The sequence below is a fragment of the Ammoniphilus sp. YIM 78166 genome, assembly GCF_004522215.1.
GTDB lineage: Bacteria > Bacillota > Bacilli > Aneurinibacillales > RAOX-1 > YIM-78166.
On sequence record NZ_SDLR01000002.1, the window covers coordinates 1 to 18881 of the forward strand.

Below are 18881 nucleotides of genomic sequence, written 5' to 3' on the forward strand. Positions count from 1 at the left end.
CGATGTTGCAAAAGGTAATATTATGGGCGGCATGATGTAATCAGCCCAAGATCCCCAGGGATTTTGAAAGCTTAAATGGTGGTTTGAACCACATATAAATATAGAGGCCTCTCAGAAGTTGACGAAACTTATGGGAGGCCTCTTTTTCAATTGTTCAATCTATCAGTTTTTTTGATGGGAATGATAGGAAACAATCGTTAGAAATGATTGTGAACCTGACGTATGCTATACCAAAAGGAGGTATGGAATATGGTTGGGTCCATCGTATTTTTTCTCATCATTTTTGGAATAGGTTTGATGTATTCTTCATCCGTTTCGAGTTCAAGAATGAATCATAGCCACCCTTTAACGGATGAACTGGAAAGAGAAATAGAAAAAAGATTAAGCGATCATAACAGATACTTTAGATAAAGCATCCTTTTCATAAGGTGCTTTTTTTTTGAATTCTTTATAGCATAATTAGCACATTCTTTTGCCAAACTAATTTGTGTTAATTACCAAAATATATAATTAAACCCACTTTGAAGGAGTGCCTATATGAGTTATTTTGGAAATATAAATAAAGTTAAGTATGAAGGACCCGATTCTAAAAATCCATTTGCATTTAAATATTATAACCCAGAAGAAAAGATTAATGGACAAACCATGGAAGAGTACTTGCGCTTTGCAGTGTCTTATTGGCATACCTTTACCGGGGAAGGTACGGATCCTTTTGGACAAGCTACCATGATTCGGCCTTATAATAACTTTAGCGGAATGGATTTAGCTAAAGCTCGATTAGAAGCTTCATTCGAGTTCTTTGAGAAAATGGATGTACCTTTTTTTTGTTTCCATGATTATGACATTGTGCCTGAATCTGATTCTTTAGCCGAAACGTTTAATAATTTAGATGAAATTGTTCCGTTGATAAAAGATTATTTAAAAACGAGTAAAACCAAATTACTTTGGAATACGGCCAACATGTTCTCTCATCCACGTTGGTTAAGCGGGGCCGCAACCTCCCCTAATGCTGATGTTTTTGCTTATGCAGCTGCGAAAGTAAAAAAAGGTTTAGAAATCGGAAAAGAACTTGGAGCGCAAAACTATGTGTTCTGGGGTGGGCGTGAAGGATACGAGACCTTGCTCAATACAGATATGAAGCTCGAGCTAGATAATCTTGGCCGCTTTTTCCACATGGCAGTAGATTATGCCAAAGAAATCGGATTTGATGGCCAGTTTTTAATTGAACCAAAACCAAAAGAGCCGACGAAGCATCAATATGATTTTGATGTGGCTACTGGGATTGCATTCTTAAAAACGTATGGATTAGACGACAAATTTAAATTTAATATTGAAGCAAACCACGCGACCCTAGCGGGACATACGTTTGAGCATGAGTTGCGTGTAGCTCGTATATATGGTCTGCTAGGTTCTGTTGATGCAAACCAAGGTGACCCACTACTTGGCTGGGATACAGATGAATTCCCAACAGATTTATATTCAACAACATTAGCGATGTACGAAATCTTAAAAAATGGCGGCCTTGGTTCAGGTGGTTTAAATTTTGATGCGAAGGTACGAAGAGGATCTTTTGATACAGATGATTTATTCATGGCTCATATTGCTGGGATGGACAGCTTTGCATTGGGAACGAGAGTTGCGCAAAAATTGATTGAAGACAGGGTATTGGATGACTTTATTGATGAACGTTACAGTAGTTATACAACGGGCATCGGTCGCGATATCGTGGAAGGGAAAACAGATTTCCATAAGCTTTCTGAGTATGCACTAAAGATTGATAAGGTTGAAAATAAAAACTCCGGCAGACAAGAGAATCTAAAAGCTATATTAAATCAATATTTAATCAATGCGTTTCGTGGATAAATGGAAAGGAAGAATGCTGGGGTGCTTAACGGTAACCCAGCCTTTTTTCTAAAAAGAGGGGGAGAACTATGAAATTCGTAATTGGGGTTGATTTAGGTACTAGTGCTGTAAAAGTCATTTTACTGAATAACAGAGGCGAGGTCTTTAGCGAGATTTCCAAGGAGTATCCATTAATTCAAGAGAAGGATGGATATAGTGAACAAGATCCACAGGAATGGATTGAAAAAACGACGAGTGCTATAAGAGAGCTGGTAGAAACATTTGATGGTGAGGTCTCTACAATAGAAGGTATTAGTTTTTCAGGGCAAATGCATGGTCTCGTTTTATTAAATAGAGACAATAAGGTTCTTCGAAATGCCATTCTCTGGAATGATACAAGAACTACGGAACAATGTAGGCAAATTTATGATTTAGTTGGGAAAGAGAAATTATTACAGATCACGAAAAACCCTGCATTAGAAGGATTCACATTACCTAAGCTTCTATGGGTAAAACAATATGAACCTGAAATTTTAAGTCAAGCTTCTGTCTTTATGCTGCCAAAGGATTATTTGCGATACATCATGACAGGGAATATAGGCAGTGAATACTCTGATGCAGCAGGTACTTTACTCTTAAATGTAGCCGAAAAAAAATGGAGTGAAGAAATTTGTGATTTAGTAGGGATTGATAAGAACCTATGCCTCCCATTGGTTGAATCCACTGCGTTCGTTGGCACAATCACAAAAGAATTTTCTGAAGCAACAGGGTTATCTGCAACCACCAAAGTGTTCGCTGGCGGAGCTGATAATGCCTGTGGAGCCATAGGGGCATCGATTTTATCTGAAGGAAAGACACTTTGTAGTATCGGAACCTCAGGAGTCGTGCTTTCTTATGAGGAAGAAAAGAACCGTGACTTTGAAGGAAAGGTTCATTATTTTAATCATAGTAAAGAAAATGCCTACTATACAATGGGTGTAACCCTAGCAGCTGGATACAGCTTGAATTGGTTTAGAGATACTTTTGCCAAAGGTGAAGATTTTGGAACCTTATTAGACGGGTTGGCTGATGTTCCGATTGGAGCTAATGGTCTTCTTTTCACCCCTTACTTAGTTGGAGAAAGAACACCACATGCTGATTCGGTTATTCGAGGTAGCTTTATAGGAATGGATGCCTCACATAGAAGAATCGAATTTGCCCGTGCAGTAATAGAGGGAATCACTTTTTCTTTAAGAGAATCCATTGAGATCTTTCGGAATAGTGGAAAAACAGTTGATACCATTATTTCCATTGGTGGGGGAGCCAAAAACGAAACGTGGCTTCAGATTCAAGCAGATGTGTTTAATGCCAAAATCATTAAACTAACCAATGAACAAGGAGCAGCTATGGGAGCGGCGATGTTAGCTGCATATGGCTGTGGCTGGTATCCTTCGCTTGAAGAATGTGCAAATCAGTTCGTGCACTATGATAAATCGTTTGAACCCATTTCAAGTAATGTTAAAAAATACAATCAGTTATTTGAATTATATAAGCAGGTTTATACACAAACCAAAGAATTAAATGCGGGTTTGAAGATTTTTCGTAAAGGGGAGATTTAGGGATTATTCCCTAGTCAATATGGATAAATCAGGAAATACTTATATTCTATTAATAACATTAGTCGCAACTTTAGGTGGGCTGTTATTTGGCTATGATACAGCGGTTATTTCAGGGGCAGAGGGTTCGCTGCAAGTTTACTTTATAGAAAGCTTAAACCTTTCTCCTCTTGTTCATGGATTAACGGTTTCAAGTGCATTATTAGGCTGTATAATAGGTGGACTTTTATCAGGGTATTTTTCTTCTCGTTTAGGAAGAAAATATACCCTAATAATAGCTGCAATATTATTTTTAGTGTCAGCTTTGGGATCCGCATTTCCGGAGTTTTTATTTTTTACACGGGGAGAGCCTTCCTTCGCTCTTTTAATTACATTTAATCTATACCGTGTAATTGGCGGCATAGGAGTTGGACTGGCATCAGCTGTTGCGCCTGTGTACATAGGAGAGATCGCCCCGGCTGAAATTAGAGGACGATTAGTTTCTTTAAACCAATTTGCCATCATTTTCGGGATGCTAGTTGTTTATTTTGTGAATTGGGGAATAGCAAGAGGCCAATCCATAGAATGGATTAATGACGTCGGCTGGCGTTATATGTTCCTATCGGAAACGATTCCAGCTACTTTATTCTTTCTTTTGTTATTTACAGTACCGGAAACCCCAAGATACCTTGTATCAATAAACCAAGAAGAAAAGGCGAGGAAGATCCTTTCTAAAATTTATAATCAAACAATGGTAAAGGCTACATTGTTTGAAATTAAAAGATCCTTTAACGTAGAAAAAGGAGGATTGTTTTCGTTTGGTAAAAGGATTATCATTATTGGGGTTTTGTTATCCGTTTTCCAACAATTTGTCGGAATTAATGTAGCCCTTTATTATGCACCTCGCATTTTTGAAAGCATGGGTGCCGGTAGAGATGCTTCGATGTTTCAAACCATTATCATGGGGCTGGTCAACGTTATCTTTACCGTAGTTGCCATTTTAACCGTTGATAAATTTGGGCGAAAACCCCTATTAATTATTGGTTCGATCGGCATGGCCCTTGGTATGTTCGGCGTTTCTTGGATGGCGTTTTCCAATCAAATCGGCATGGGCACATTAATTTTCATTATTATCTATACGGCTTCCTTTATGATGTCATGGGGACCTGTGGTTTGGGTGTTAATTGCTGAGATTTTCCCTAACAAAATCCGCGGACAGGCTGTAGCCATTGCAGTGGCAGCACAATGGTCTGCTAATTATTTTATCTCCTCAACGTATCCCATGATGATGGAATACAGCCCAGGGTTAACCTATTCTTTTTACGGTTTAATGAGTGTCCTTTCGGCGCTTTTTGTATGGAAGCTCATTCCTGAAACAAAAGGAAGCTCTCTTGAAGAATTAGAAATATTGTTAAAAAAGTCAGTATAAAACGAGATCGAGCATCTTTTTCATGAGGTGCTTTTTCTTTTTGGCATGAATGGTCACTAAACTGCCATAGATATAAGGTATAAAGGTGGTGATGACAAGTGGATCTCACTGCATTGATGGCTTTAGCTTATATCCTATCGGCATTATATTTGATTCTGGTTGTTTATCTATATACGAAGAATTGGAACAAATGAGCGCCTATCTTGGCGTTTTTTTTTAGTTGTATTTATATCCGTATGCCCTTAACGCTGCTGGATCGTTAGTTCATGATAAAATGAATGGTTCAATTTAAGTGAATTGGCCCTTAAGTGCATGGGGAATATATAGTTTATAAGAATTTAAACTGAAGATTGACACGAATTAAACAAAGCTGTAAAATAACATCAAAGTCATCTAGATGACTAGATGAAAGCGGTATTTTATAAAAATTCATCTATACATATAGATGGGAGGGATTTTATGATTAATGAAGAGTTGCCTATTCCTAAGTATGCTCAGATTGCAGAACATCTAAAGGCTAAAGTTGAAGAACTAACCAAAGAGGGAAAAGACAAATTCTTAAGCGATGATGAACTAATAAAAATGTTTGATGTCTCTAGAATGACTATTCGTCAGGCAGTTCAATTACTTGTAAAAGAAGGTCTTTTAAAGCGTATCCAAGGAAAAGGCACATTTATTGTTCGAAAAGACAAATTAAAAACAGATATTGCTAAATTGGATACTTTTTTTCAAGGGTGGTACTTAGAAAAAAACTTTAATGTTAAGTTGCTGTATAGGGGATCCGTACCTTGTCCAGAAGGAATAGGTGTGAAATTGGGGGTAAAACCTGGAGAAGAAGTTTATCAAGTAAAACGTTTACGCCTTTCAGAGGGTATCCCAGTTGTTATCGATAACCGTTATCTATTAAAAAAGTATGGTGAACAAATCACGGATGAAGAATATGTTAATTATTCTTTCTCGCATTTATTTTTAAATAAATTTAATATGTCCCTTACCGAAGGAGAAATTGAAATCGAAGCAGTTCTTGCTAGTCAAGATGTTTCAAAAATTCTTAATGTTTCTGTAGGCTCTCCAATTTTATATAGAAGTGTTGACTTGAAAGTAAAAGAAGGTTGTGTTTTAACAGGTGCTTCCTCCTATCGTGGAGACATGTACAAATACAAATCAGTATTAAGTTTAGAATAAGAAACATTTTGTAAGTGTTTCCATTTGTGTTTACTGGTTCTATTTATGGTGGAACAAGAAGTTAGCAAATTTTAATGGATTATCTCATTAACAATACAAATGATAGATATATGAGGGAGAAGGAGAAAATTATGTTCTATTCTATTTTGATAATACTGGCTATTATCATTGCAATCTATCTAGGTGAAAAGCTTGATATTAATACTGGTTTAGTTGCTTTAGCACTCGCTTATTTAATTGGTTGCTTTGTTTTGGGGATGTCTGTTAATGATTTATTGGCAACATTCCCAACGAAATTATTCTTAGTTATTTTCACCTTAGCGCTCTTCTTTAATTTTGCAGTAGTGAATGGTACGTTAGAAAAAATTGCTCATTTATTACTTTATAGATTTCAAAAACAGACAAAATGGCTTCCTTTAATTATTTATTTTATTACTGCGTTAGTTTCAGGAATGGGTGCCGGTTTCTTTACCTCTGTGGCAGTCATGGGTGCGATTGCAATGGCATTATGTAAATCATCAGGAATGAATAAATTGCATGCTTCATTCGCCGTTTCATTTGGTTCCCTTTCTGGTGCAAATTTCATGTATAGTGCGCATGGGGTACTCTTTAACTCTTTGTTAAGCGAAACAGCTGTTGCTGATCAGGCGAATGTTCTGACAAGGGATATCTTTGTTGTTTCATTTATCTATCCAATATTTATCATGTTGATTCTGATGTTTTTTGATAGAAAAAATAGCCAAATCGCTGAATTGAATATTGAAAAACCAGAAGGTTTTTCAAAAAACCAAAAAGTAAATATTTCTTTAATTACTCTTCTTATGGTAATTGTACTAGGAGTACCGATGTTCGCTAATTTTATGCCAGAGAATGAAACGATTCAGTTTATTAACTCACGTACGGACATTACTTTATTGGCAATTGTATTTGCAATCATAGCTTACTTATTAAAATTAGCTGAGGACAAACCAAAAGAAGTAATGGCAAGAATACCTTGGAATACATTATGGCTTGTTTCAGGGGTAGGTATGTTAATCGATGTTGCCGTTGAAGCGGGTACAATAGATTTATTAGCTTCTATGATAAATAATATTCCATCCATTCTTGTTCCTATTGCTGTGACAATCATTGCTGGTATTATGTCAATTTTTAGTAGTACTTTGGGTGTTGTTGCACCGCTTATGTTCCCTATGATTGCTGGTATTGTAGGTCCTACAGGCTACAGTGCTTCGTTAATTGCGGTGGCAATTATCATCGGCGCCCAATCAACAGCTTTAGCGCCATTCTCTACAGGTGGTAGTTTGATACTTGGTAACAGTGGCTTAAGCGAAGAAGATTCTAAGAAATTTTATAATGACTTACTTTACAAAGCAACGCCTCTAGGGTTAGGGTTTGCTATGGTTGCAACTTTGATTTTAATGTTTATATTTTAGGAGGTAGTTATGCAAAAAATATTTGACTCTCATTTTCATATTATTGATCCAAAATTTCCATTGATAGAAAATCAAGGATTTCTACCGGGATATTTCACTTTTGATGAATATATAAAACGAGCAAAGAAGCTTAATATTACTGGTGGAGCGGTTGTTTCAGCCTCTTATCAAGGATACGACCAATCTTATCTAAAGGATGCTCTAAAACAACTTGGTCCGGGTTTCGTTGGGGTGGTGCAGTTACCCTACGAAACAACAGATGAAGAAATAATCGAGTTATCAGAAGTAGGAGTTAGAGCGATAAGGTTTAACATCTATAATGGCCTTTCACTTCCCCCTTCTCGTTTGGAATCCATGGCAAAACGGGTTTACGAGTTAGCTAGATGGCATGTAGAACTACACATTGCCTCGTCTAAATTGGAAGAGATGTCTCCAATCATTGAATGTCTTCCTGCCGTATCCATAGATCACTTAGGTTTAGTAGAGGAAGGGTTTCCTAGTTTGCTTAAACTTGTTAGTCAAGGTGTAAAAATCAAAGCTTCAGGATTTGGAAGGGTAAATTTTGATATCAAGAATGCCCTGCAAAGGATTTATTCCGAAAACCCAGAAGCGCTTATGTTTGGCACTGACCTTCCTTCTACAAGAGCAAAACGCCCATTTGCAGCAGAAGACATAGATCTTATAGCGGAAGCACTTGGAGAAACAGGTGCGAAGAAAGTTCTATATTCAAATGCCGATGAGTGGTATATGGGAAAGCATCTATTTTCAATCAGCTAATAGGAAGGGCCGCTTGAGCCCTTCCTATTTCATTAACCGAGTTTGCTTCTTATGGTGTTGACGACTTCCCCTTCATCAGGAAATCGGCCTAATTCCTTTTTTGAGAAAATTAATTCATTGTTAAGTACTACTTCAAAAACCCCATTGGAACTCGGAATAAGAGTAAACTCACTGATCTGAGTTTTGAGCTGACCTAGTAGTTCATCCGTCAGACTGACGGCTTTAGGTAAGAAACCTCAGCCAGTTCAATATTCAAGCGATAATTTAATTTGGTCCATTTAAGAAAATCACTCCCAAAAAGGTATCTATTTGCTGTATTAGTATATCCATTTTATAAGTGCAATACGATCCGAGTCTATCCTGCGACCCTATATTCGTAGTAAAATGAAAGAAGGTAAACTTCAATTCGGTTGGAGAAGGGGAGAGAAGCATGGCTCAAGCATCTGAAGTATTAATGGAAACCCGAGATGACTTAATGAAAATTGTCATATTCCGCATTAACGACGAGGACTATGGAGTTGATGTTTCGTTAGTCAATTCAATTGAAAGAATGACGGATGTCACTCGCGTACCCAATGTAAATGACTACATCTTAGGGGTCATGAATTTGCGTGGGTCCGTTATCCCCTTGATCGATCTTCGGAAGCGTTTTGGTCTTCCTATAGAGACATACAATGAAGATACACGTATTATTGTTTTAAGTGTAGGAGAAATAGAAGTTGGCATTGTAGTGGATAGCTGCAGTGATGTTACGGATATTAAACGCGGTGAAATTGAACCTCCGCCTACGGTGGTAGGGGGGATAGAATCTACATACATCCAGGGTGTCACAAAGATGGACCGACGCCTTATCATTCTATTGGATATGGAGAAAACGTTAAAAAGCTGATAACTGTCAGCTTTTTTGTGTTCTATATTAATATGTTAGCAGAGGAGATGCATCTCATGCAAACTCAGCTTGGATTACCCAACAAGAAGCTATTGTTTACCATGCCAATTTTTTCTTGGGCGCTTTACGATCTAGCAAACACGATTTTTACATCCAATGTGATTACAATATTTTTTCCTTTTTACATGCAGCAAGTGATTGGCGGCAACGAAGTGTTAGATCAGCTTGCAAGTACCTTCATCTCCTATGCCAATGCTATTTCGAGTCTTTTTATTGTTCTTTTTTCGCCTTTGCTTGGAGTGATGATTGATCGAACAGGGAAAAAGAAGGCTTACTTAGTTCCTTTTACGCTTGCTTGTATAGCGGCTACCTTACTTATGGGTGTTTTTGCAGGGGGGGCTCATTCTTTTATAATCGGGGGACTGCCATTTTCAGTGGTTATGGTGATTTTCCTATTTATGATCGCCAAGTTCTTCTACAATACTTCACTGATTTTCTACGACGCTATGCTTCCGGATCTGATCCAAGATGAAAAAAAGACGCCTATTGTATCGGGGTTTGGTGTTGCTATGGGTTATGTCGGCACATTAATTGGTCTTGGTATCTACCCTTTTATCGGGGAGCAATATCATTGGGCTTTTATTCCTTCAGCCTTGTTGTTTCTGTTATTCTCACTACCTATGATGTTTCTCTATAAAGAGCCTAGGAGAGCCGTCACAACCTCTAAATCATTTTTTAGCGGATACAAAGAAATTGTTGTAAGCTTACGCGAGGCGAGAGCCTATCGTTCGATCTGGTTGTTTATGATTGCTTACTTCTTTTTTAATGATGCCATTGCGACCGCAATCGCAATGATGGCAATCTATGCGAAAACAATCACCGGATTTACGACAGGCCAATTCATCCTTCTTTATTTAGTTTCTACAATTACTGCCATTGTTGGCTCGTTTATGTTTGGATTCGTCAATCGTTCGATTGGTTCCCAGAAAGCTATAGCATGGGTAGCCGTTATTCTGATGTTGGCCATTGCCTTGGCTACTTTGGCGATTAACCAGTTGATGTTCTGGATTGCTGGGAGTCTTTATGGGGTAGCGATGGGAGCAATGTGGGCCACATCACGCACCTTTATTATAGAGCTTACACCGGAAGAAAAAAGAGGACAATTTTTCGGTTTATTTGCGTTCTCAGGTAAAGTGTCTTCTATTTTTGGACCTGCGTTGTATGGAACCATCACACTGTTATTGGCTGAAACCGGCAACCTTGCCAGCAGAGTAGCCCTAGGTTCCTTAATCATCCTCGTAGCTATTGGACTTCTCATCTTGTTAAGAATCAAGCCCTCTGCGCAAGTAAACACTCCATCTTAAGTAAGTGGCAGGGTATACAGATACCCTGCCTCATTTATCTAGCTTCCCGCAAAAACATGATTCCCGATCACGGCTTTTTGAGGCAAGGTAGCAATCCATTTACTGCGGGCAATCTTAGGGTTGTAAAAAAAGAGTGCACCATTTGTAGGGTCTGTTCCTTCCAGCGCTTGCTTAGCTGCTTCCTTCGAACTTTCATCCGGCTGATTATGAATTCGTCCGTTGGCTACAGGCTGAAATTGATATTTACCCTTGATCTTATGATGGATAACTTGATATATACTTTTCGGGAACTCGCCATCCTCTACTCGATTCAGTACAACCGCTCCTACGGCCACTTTGCCTTTAAAGGGTTCACCTTTTGCTTCGGCATGAATAATCCGCGCAAGCCACACCAGGTCTTGCTCAGAGTAGGAAGGTTCAGGCTGTTGAATTTCAGGCTCAAGTTCTTTAGGCTGCACATCAAGAATTTGTACTGCACAGGGTTCTTCAACGACTTCAGGAGATGAGCCATCCGCTCCCATCGTTCCAGCAAAGGAAAGAAATGTGGTTAACATAGCAATCATCTTTTTCATATAATATCCTCACTATTTCCATCAGCCTGCCAATTTACACAGGCTAAGATTTTTAGTTCGGACAGGCCTAGTCCAACTTTAAAACTTGCCTAATATTGTATCACGTACAGAGAGAGGGTCAATAAAAGATAATTGGAAGTACAACCAGTAACCTTACTTCATTAACAAGATGTTCCTTTGCGGTGTCAACCTATTTTCCAACTATTAAAAGGTTTCCTCCTTGTGCCAAATAAAGTAAAATAAAGGTAGTATAGAAGAAAACTAGGGGGACCCAATGTTAAAACTAGATCAAGCGCGAGTACTCGATAGAATTATCGAAAACGTTGAAAAAGTAATGGTTGGAAAGCGCCAGATTATTGAGAAGACCCTCGTTGCCCTTCTTGCCCAAGGGCATATTTTATTTGAGGATGTTCCCGGTGTGGGGAAAACCAGAATGGTAAAAGCTTTGTCCCGTTCGATCAATGGCGTGTTTAAGCGAATTCAGTTCACACCAGATCTTCTTCCGACCGATGTCATCGGTGTTTCTATTTATAATCAAAAAACAATGGAATTTGAGTTTAAATCAGGACCAATCATGACCAATATCCTGCTGGCAGATGAGATTAATCGCACCTCGCCTAAAACGCAATCGGCGTTGCTTGAGGCGATGGAAGAGCAAACGATCACGGTGGATGGTGCCACTTATAGGTTAGACAAGCCTTTTATGGTGATGGCCACTCAGAATCCGATTGAATATGAAGGGACTTATCCTTTACCGGAAGCGCAGATGGACCGCTTTATGCTGAAGTTGCATCTAGGGTATCCGAATCAGGTGGACGAGGTGGAAATCCTGTCACGAACCATGATCACGGAAAATATAGATACGTTGTCCCCGGTTTGCACCAGTGAAGACATTGTCAAGCTTCAAAAGCAAGTATCGCAAATCTATGTCAGTCAAGCGTTAAAAGAATATATGGTTTCTATCTGCCAGAAGACGAGAGAGCATCAAGATGTTCTGCTTGGGGTGAGCCCTCGAGGAACGGTTGCTTTTTATCGAGCGGTACAAGCCCTTGCTTTTATTAGAGGCAGAGACTTTGTCACACCCGATGACCTGAAGGAACTGGCCGTTGAAGTTCTGTCCCATCGATTGGTTCTTAAGGGAGAAGCGCGCTTCGAGGGCGTTCAACCTTCTGAGATCATTCAACAAATTATAGAACGCGTGGCGGTCCCCGTGGTAAGGGAGCAAAGGAAGGGTTCGAAGTGAATGGGCTAGCCAATTTGATCTTCCTGCTTATTCTTGCTTTCCTAGCCTACCTTTATAAGGGATGGCATACTGGATTTGCGAGCACTTTTATCTTTTATATTCTGTTTACTCTGTCTATCTATGAGACGATCGTTTACCTTGCAGCCTTTTATCGGATAGAAGTGGAGAGGATGATAAGCAAGAAGAGGTTGCAGGCTGGGAACGCGCAAGAGATCACCCTACGCATTAAGAGAAAATTACCCATTCCTTTGCTTTGGTACGCCGCTTACGAGTCTTGGCCTGGGAATGTTTCCCCAATCTCAGGACAAGTTGTCTTTCCTTGGTTTAAAAAAGAAATAGAGCTGACGTTTGAGGTCCCGCATATGAAGCGGGGAATCTATGAGCTAACGGAGATTCAAGTTATTTGCGGTGATTTGTTTGGCCTTATCAAAAGGAGAACCGTCATTCAAAGACAAGATGCGTTCTTAGTTTACCCTAGGCATGATCTATTGCAAAAGTGGACGGTTAAAGACGGACAGATGAATGGGCATGCATCCATGGCCAGAAGGCGTTCGGATGAATCCACAGCTGTAGTGGGGATTCGGGAATATGCCCATGGGGATCGCCTGAGCCAGATTCACTGGAAAGCCTCAGCCAAAAGTCAAAGCTTAAAGACAAAAGAGTTTGAATACCAAGTATCCAATCATTTGGTTGTATTTTTAGACACCGATCGAATGGTTTATCCCCATAACGCTCATTTTGAGAAGGCGGTTAGAGTGGCAGCAAGCTTACTGTATCTTGCTCACAAAAGACAGTTGAGATATGCTTTGTGTCTCGAAGGCACGGAAGGAAAAGCGAAGGTGCTAGAAGGGGTACAGGACTTCGATTTCTACCGTTTACTAGAGCACTTGGCAAGCTTGCAAGCAGAAGGAGATGTAGCCGTCAGCACTCTCCTCAAACAATCCTTGCCACAGCTGCCTCGAGGTGCTCATATTGCAGTCGTGACTGCAAAGGTTGACCGCTCATTAAGTATGTTGTTACTGGAGCTTACCAGTAGAAAGACCAGAGTGGAGCTTTTCCTCTCAGGTAAAGAATCGATGGATAAACACAATCCTTGGCTCAAGAAGCTGCAAGGAAGCGGGGTGATTTTACACCGTGAATTGGCTTAAAGGAATATTGGTGTTTTTTATCCTATGGGAATGGCTGCGTCCATTGCCGTTGCTGGCGCCATTCGAGAACCACGATATTTTTCTATGGTTGCTAGCATGGTTTGGTTTTTCCTCGATACCGAACTGGTCCTTTTGGCTGCGAGGAGTCTGGAATGCTTTTGGAGCGGCTGGCGTGATTTATTATCTCTTTGCTCCATCTTTATTGCCGGAACAAACGTGGATGGAGTATGTCAAGCTAGAGTTGATCTATAACTACGAGCAGATCTTTCTGAGGGAATACCATTTGACCACGAGTTTTATACGATCTGCTGGCTTCGTCCTCTTGTTATGGATCGCTGTTCAAATCGTATTTTCTGCCGTACTGAAACGAGGCCAAGCCATAGGACTTAGTATAGCCACGTTCACACTTCTCGTTCTGTTGGATGTTTCAACGATCTATGAAGTAAAAGCAGCTTTGCTGCGAGTGACTTTGCTTTGCCTTGGTTTGTTGGCCCTGCAACAGCTTCGATCTGTAGAGAGAATGGGTGTACAGGCATGGTGGGGAAAATCAAGTCGGTTGGCCTGGTTGATGGCAGTATCTGTGCTTATTTTATCTATCACGTTGGTTGCCTATGTTGTCCCTAAGCCGAGAGAAGCGGCGGTACTCGACCTAGGCTGGTCTGCACAGGGAGGCGCGGGATCGCACAGAGTAGGGTATGAGAGTCGGGATCAACGTCTTGGCGGACCCTTCATTGATGATGAGACCGTGGTTTTTGTGGCTGAGACCACCGAAAAACATTATTGGCGTGGGGAGTCGCGAAGCATTTATACCGGGACGGAGTGGAAGGATACCCAAGGAACCCCATCTAATTGGACCTTGCAAGATTCCATAAGTATGGAGCCTCTCATTCGCAATAAGAAGGTCGATGACAAGGAAGTAGTAGTCAAAGTCCATTTTCCGAACCCTCGATATAACTTGCTCTTCTATGGGGGAATTCTCCAAAAAATCAATTTAATACAGCCCGAACCTCTACGGTTATTCTCATCAGGGAATCAAGAGGTTAAGGTACAGTTTGCGTCCGAAGGTCAGTATCTTGCTGGATATGAAGCCCGCAGCTACATTCCGTTGATTAATGAAGAAGCTCTGAAAACTTCCTCAACGGCGTACCCGTCAGAGCTTCGCAATTATCTTCAACTGCCGGCGAGCTTACCAAGTAGGGTTTTTCAATTGGCTGAAGAGGTGACTAAAGATCATACTGATCCTTATTCTAAAGCGTACGCGATTCAGCAGTATCTGAAATACTCTGGCGGCTATGTTTATGAAAAGCTGAACGTTCCCTATGTGGGAGAAGGTCAAGATTTCGTAGATCAATTCTTATTTGAAACCAAACAAGGGTACTGCGATCACTTCTCTTCTTCCATGACGGTCATGCTTCGTACGCTGGGCATCCCTGCCCGTTATGTGAAAGGATTCTCGACAGGAGATATGGTTTTCAAATCAGGAGATTCCTATGAGGTGACCATGCGCAACAAAAACGCGCATTCCTGGGTAGAGGTTTACTTTGCCGAGTATGGCTGGGTGACTTTTGAACCGACACCGGGTTTTGTTCATCCAACGAAGCAGGATAGAGAGGAAACTCAGCAAGAGCAAGAGGCTGCACCGGCCAGCTCGATCATTCCGCCTGTGGCACAAGATTTGAGTGATCGGTTGCTGGAGCTTGAGGAAGAGACGGTGGAGTCGAGCGCTACACAGTCTGGATTCCGCAACTGGATTTTGATTCTTTTCACTTTAGCGATTATTTTAGCCGTTGTCATGGTGGTAAAGAAGCAGACGGAGCTTCGCTTCTGGTATCTCTATCATAAGGGAAAGCGAGTGGAGCATGCTGAAGGCATAGCGAATCTCTACCTGTCTGTACTTGAAGCGCTGGGTTCTACGTTTTCCCGTAGAAAAACTGGGGAGTCACTTCAAGAATTTGTAGCTCGCCTGACTCTTAATCAACAATCTAAAGCGGACTTAAAGCAACTAACCGACGCGTATGAGCGACATATCTATGGGAATCGCTCTTGGAAAGAGCAAGAAGTAAAACAAACAAAATCTGTTATGAGAAAATTCCTTCGTCATTTCCTTTCTTGAACATTTTCTCGACGTTTGGTAGAATTATGTCGTCAAAAGTCGAACGTTAAAGGTTCTAGGCAGGATGAATGTCAGGAATAGGAATAACGGTGAAGCCGAGTTCTTCCTGAGTGAATGAGTCAGGAGAATTCGGCTTTATGTTTTTACGCGTAAAGGGAGAACCTATTTCTAACGTCAGTCGCGTTTATCATGTTAGGAGGAAAAGTGAAAATGGAAAGACCGAGTGAAATTGTGATTGTTTTAGATTTCGGGGGTCAATACAATCAGTTGATCGCCCGCAGAGTAAGGGATTTAGGCGTGTATAGCGAGCTGTTGCCTTATAATACGTCCATTGAAAAAATGAAAGAATTAAATCCGAAAGGGATTATTTTCTCTGGAGGGCCAGCTAGTGTGTATGCGGAAAATTCTCCATTGGCTGATGAAGCTGTGTACGATCTTGGTATTCCGATTCTTGGAATTTGCTATGGTATGCAGATGATGACCCATCACCTGAAGGGGAAAGTCGAGCGTGCCAATAAGCGGGAATATGGAAAAGCAGCGATCGCGGTTACAAACGACAGTCCGTTCTTCGGCAAGCTAGACAAAGAGCAAAATGTCTGGATGAGCCATGGCGATCTAGTCGTCGAAACCCCTGAAGGCTTCCGCATAGATGCCAGCAGTGAGCATTGTCCGATTGCAGCCATGAGTCACCCGGAGAAGAACTTTTACGCCGTTCAGTTCCATCCTGAGGTACGCCACTCCGAATATGGGAATGAGATGATCCAAAACTTTTTATTTGAGATTTGTAAGTGTGAAGGTAACTGGTCCATGGAAAACTTCATTGAACAAATGGTCCAAGAAGTTCGTGAAACGGTTGGGGACAAGCAAGTATTGTGTGCACTGAGTGGTGGAGTTGACTCATCGGTTGTAGCTGCTCTTATACATAAAGCGATCGGTGATCAGTTGACTTGTATGTTTATTGATCATGGCTTATTACGTAAAGGTGAAGCGGAAAGCGTCATGAAGACCTTCGGGGAAAAGTTCCACATGAAAGTAATCAAGATTGATGCTAAAGAGCGTTTCTTATCTAAGCTAAGCGGGGTTTCCGATCCAGAGCGTAAGCGCAAGATCATTGGCAACGAGTTTATCTACGTTTTCGAAGAAGAGTCCAGCAAGCTAGAGGGGATGGACTTCTTGGCTCAAGGAACACTTTATACGGATATCGTGGAGAGCGGAACCGCAACCGCTCAAACCATTAAGTCTCACCACAATGTAGGCGGACTACCTGAAGATATGAAGCTCAAATTAATCGAGCCGTTAAAGACATTATTTAAGGATGAAGTGCGTAAAGTAGGAGAAGAGCTAGGTCTTCCAACAGAGATTGTATGGCGTCAGCCTTTCCCAGGACCTGGCCTAGGAATCCGTGTCATTGGTGAGATTACAGAGGATAAGCTTGAAATTGTTCGTGAATCCGATGCGATCCTTCGTGATGAAATAAAGAAAGCAGGGTTAGATCGCGAGATCTGGCAATACTTCACAGCTCTTCCAGATATGAAGAGTGTGGGGGTAATGGGGGATAGCCGTACGTACTCTTACACGGTTGGGATTCGTGCTGTAACCTCCATTGATGGAATGACGGCAGATTGGGCGCGTATACCCTACGATGTTTTGGAGAAAATATCAGTGCGGATTGTCAATGAAGTGGAAAATGTTAACCGAGTTGTGTATGACATTACTTCTAAGCCCCCAGCAACGATTGAGTGGGAGTAGAAACACGAAAGTTTCGTTAGATAACCTGACGAACATTCGTATCATTCATTGACAGAATATAAGACTATTGCTAAACTAATTTTCGTGTTTGGTAATAGTCTTTATATTTATCATTATTAGGGAGGATTTGCTGATTATGGCAAATGAAAAAACACCGAACGTTCGTGAGGATTCTGGGCTCGGGAGGTACTTTGGGTTTATGGAGCATGGCACTAATTTTCGGACCGAAGTAATAGCCGGATTAACCACCTTTCTCGCTATGGCTTACATACTCGCTGTTAATCCTTTTATGCTAAGCGGAGCAGATCTGCCGGCAGACTTAAGAGGCTTGTTCCCAGACCGAGATGCTGTGTTTGTAGCGACGGCTCTTGCAGCTGTAATTGGTACCTTGATCATGGGCGTTTACGCCAATTATCCGATTGCTCTAGCGCCAGGGATGGGACTGAATGCCTTTTTTACCTTTACTGTTGTTTTAACCATGGGGATTCCTTGGCAGCATGCCCTAGCGGGCGTGTTCGTTTCGGGTGTGATCTTCCTGGCCCTTACGTTTACGGGAGTAAGAGAAACCATTATTAACTCCATACCTGCTGGTCTAAAGTATGCGGCTTCTGCAGGGATAGGTTTATTCATCGCTTTTATTGGATTTAAGAATGCAGGGATTATTGTCGCTAATCCAGCCACCTTTGTAGCACTTGGTCCGCTTCACTATACAGAAGGTATGGAACCTGCCCAAATGGAAGCAGTAAGAAATACGCTTCTAGCGATCTTTGGATTAGTTATCACGGTTGTGCTTATGACCAGAAAGATAACGGGGGCCATCTTCTATGGGATGGTCATCACAGCGGTTGCTGGAATGATCTTTGGCATTGTTCAGCCGCCTGCAGCGGTAGTTGCCCCGATTCCGAGTGTTGCACCAACGTTTGGAGCGATGTTTGCGCCATTGACAGACATGTCCATCATGCTGTCTCCCCAGATGCTGATTGTGATCTTTACGTTCCTTTTTGTAGACTTTTTTGATACGGCTGGAACATTAGTGGGAGTGGCAAGCCAAGCGGGTTTTATGAAGAATAACGAATTGCCCAGAGCCGGGCGTGCGCTAACAGCGGACTCGGTCGCTACGATCGCTGGAGCTGTATTGGGTACCTCTACCACCACTTCCTATGTGGAATCCTCTGCAGGGGTTGCCGCAGGAGGACGAACAGGCTTTGCCTCCGTTGTCACGGCGATTTTGTTTGCGGTAGCGCTATTCTTTTCTCCCTTGCTGGCCGTCATCACACCGGCTGTAACAGCACCAGCCTTAATCGTGGTAGGTATTCTCATGGCATCCAATCTAGCGCGAATAGAATGGGATAAAATTGAAGAGGCGGCACCAGCCTTCCTCACCGTCATTCTTATGCCTTTAACTTTTAGTATCGCAACAGGGATTGCGCTAGGATTTATTCTTTATCCTTTAACGAAGATCGTGAAGGGCCAAGCGAAAGAGGTTCACCCTATCATGTACGCCTTGTTCTTCGTATTTTTAATTTATTTTGGTTGGTTGCATTAATATATGGAACAAAAAGG

Annotated in this window: 14 protein-coding genes and 1 pseudogene; 13 read left to right on the plus strand and 2 right to left on the minus strand. The window is 41.2% G+C overall.

Going from position 1 to position 18881, the window contains the following annotated elements:
* The first annotated feature begins 537 nt into the window (after nt 1-537).
* From xylA to EIZ58_RS06075, 6 genes are all read left to right on the plus strand, one after another.
* Nucleotides 538-1863 carry a xylose isomerase gene (xylA, locus tag EIZ58_RS06050; RefSeq protein ID WP_134699667.1) on the plus strand — a complete coding sequence of 442 codons (1326 nt, stop codon included), beginning with the start codon at nt 538-540 and terminating at the stop codon, nt 1861-1863.
* A 68-nt stretch (nt 1864-1931) separates the two neighbouring features.
* Entirely contained in the window at nt 1932-3440 is a 1509-nt protein-coding gene (gene xylB, locus EIZ58_RS06055; RefSeq protein WP_134699668.1) for a xylulokinase, read from the plus strand.
* A gap of 19 nt (nt 3441-3459) precedes the next feature.
* A complete protein-coding gene (gene xylE / locus EIZ58_RS06060; protein WP_134699669.1) occupies nt 3460-4845 on the plus strand; it encodes a D-xylose transporter XylE in 1386 nt (461 codons plus the stop codon).
* A 459-nt stretch (nt 4846-5304) separates the two neighbouring features.
* The gene (locus EIZ58_RS06065) at nt 5305-6030 is read left to right on the plus strand and encodes a GntR family transcriptional regulator (protein WP_167577534.1); all 726 of its coding nucleotides are present in this window, start codon (nt 5305-5307) and stop codon (nt 6028-6030) included.
* A 131-nt stretch (nt 6031-6161) separates the two neighbouring features.
* Entirely contained in the window at nt 6162-7463 is a 1302-nt protein-coding gene (locus EIZ58_RS06070; RefSeq protein WP_134699671.1) for an SLC13 family permease, read from the plus strand.
* Nucleotides 7464-7472: 9 nt separating this feature from the next.
* Nucleotides 7473-8240, plus strand: a complete 768-nt coding sequence (locus EIZ58_RS06075) for an amidohydrolase family protein (protein WP_134699672.1) — start codon at nt 7473-7475, stop codon at nt 8238-8240.
* A gap of 32 nt (nt 8241-8272) precedes the next feature.
* On the opposite strand, the pseudogene EIZ58_RS34785 reads toward EIZ58_RS06075, so the two are convergent.
* Nucleotides 8273-8464, minus strand: a pseudogene (locus tag EIZ58_RS34785) (SelT/SelW/SelH family protein); the annotation flags it as partial.
* Nucleotides 8465-8670: 206 nt separating this feature from the next.
* Between EIZ58_RS34785 and EIZ58_RS06085 the strand changes: the two are divergent.
* Nucleotides 8671-9129: a chemotaxis protein CheW gene (locus EIZ58_RS06085; RefSeq protein ID WP_134699673.1), complete on the plus strand. Its 459-nt coding sequence runs from the start codon at nt 8671-8673 to the stop codon at nt 9127-9129.
* A 56-nt stretch (nt 9130-9185) separates the two neighbouring features.
* Nucleotides 9186-10493: an MFS transporter gene (locus tag EIZ58_RS06090; RefSeq protein WP_370297627.1), complete on the plus strand. Its 1308-nt coding sequence runs from the start codon at nt 9186-9188 to the stop codon at nt 10491-10493.
* 38 nt (nt 10494-10531) lie between these two features.
* Here EIZ58_RS06090 and EIZ58_RS06095 read toward each other — a convergent pair whose 3' ends face one another.
* Nucleotides 10532-11065, minus strand: coding sequence for a cell wall hydrolase (locus EIZ58_RS06095; RefSeq protein WP_134699675.1), 534 nt, complete (start codon nt 11063-11065; stop codon nt 10532-10534).
* Nucleotides 11066-11339: 274 nt separating this feature from the next.
* Between EIZ58_RS06095 and EIZ58_RS06100 the strand changes: the two genes are divergently transcribed.
* The 5 genes from EIZ58_RS06100 (at nt 11340) to EIZ58_RS06120 (ending at nt 18864) form a co-directional block, all read left to right on the plus strand.
* Nucleotides 11340-12308: an AAA family ATPase gene (locus tag EIZ58_RS06100; protein ID WP_134699676.1), complete on the plus strand. Its 969-nt coding sequence runs from the start codon at nt 11340-11342 to the stop codon at nt 12306-12308.
* Nucleotides 12305-13456, plus strand: coding sequence for a DUF58 domain-containing protein (locus EIZ58_RS06105; protein ID WP_134699677.1), 1152 nt, complete (start codon nt 12305-12307; stop codon nt 13454-13456). Before EIZ58_RS06100 ends, EIZ58_RS06105 begins: the two co-directional genes overlap by 4 nt.
* Nucleotides 13443-15569, plus strand: a complete 2127-nt coding sequence (locus EIZ58_RS06110; RefSeq protein WP_134699678.1) for a transglutaminase TgpA family protein — start codon at nt 13443-13445, stop codon at nt 15567-15569. The genes EIZ58_RS06105 and EIZ58_RS06110 overlap by 14 nt, the downstream gene beginning before the upstream one ends.
* Nucleotides 15570-15779: 210 nt before the next feature.
* Complete coding sequence (guaA, locus tag EIZ58_RS06115; protein WP_134699679.1) at nt 15780-17318, plus strand: glutamine-hydrolyzing GMP synthase; 1539 nt, start codon at nt 15780-15782, stop codon at nt 17316-17318.
* 136 nt (nt 17319-17454) lie between these two features.
* Nucleotides 17455-18864: an NCS2 family permease gene (locus EIZ58_RS06120; RefSeq protein ID WP_134699680.1), complete on the plus strand. Its 1410-nt coding sequence runs from the start codon at nt 17455-17457 to the stop codon at nt 18862-18864.
* Nucleotides 18865-18881 lie beyond the last annotated feature (17 nt).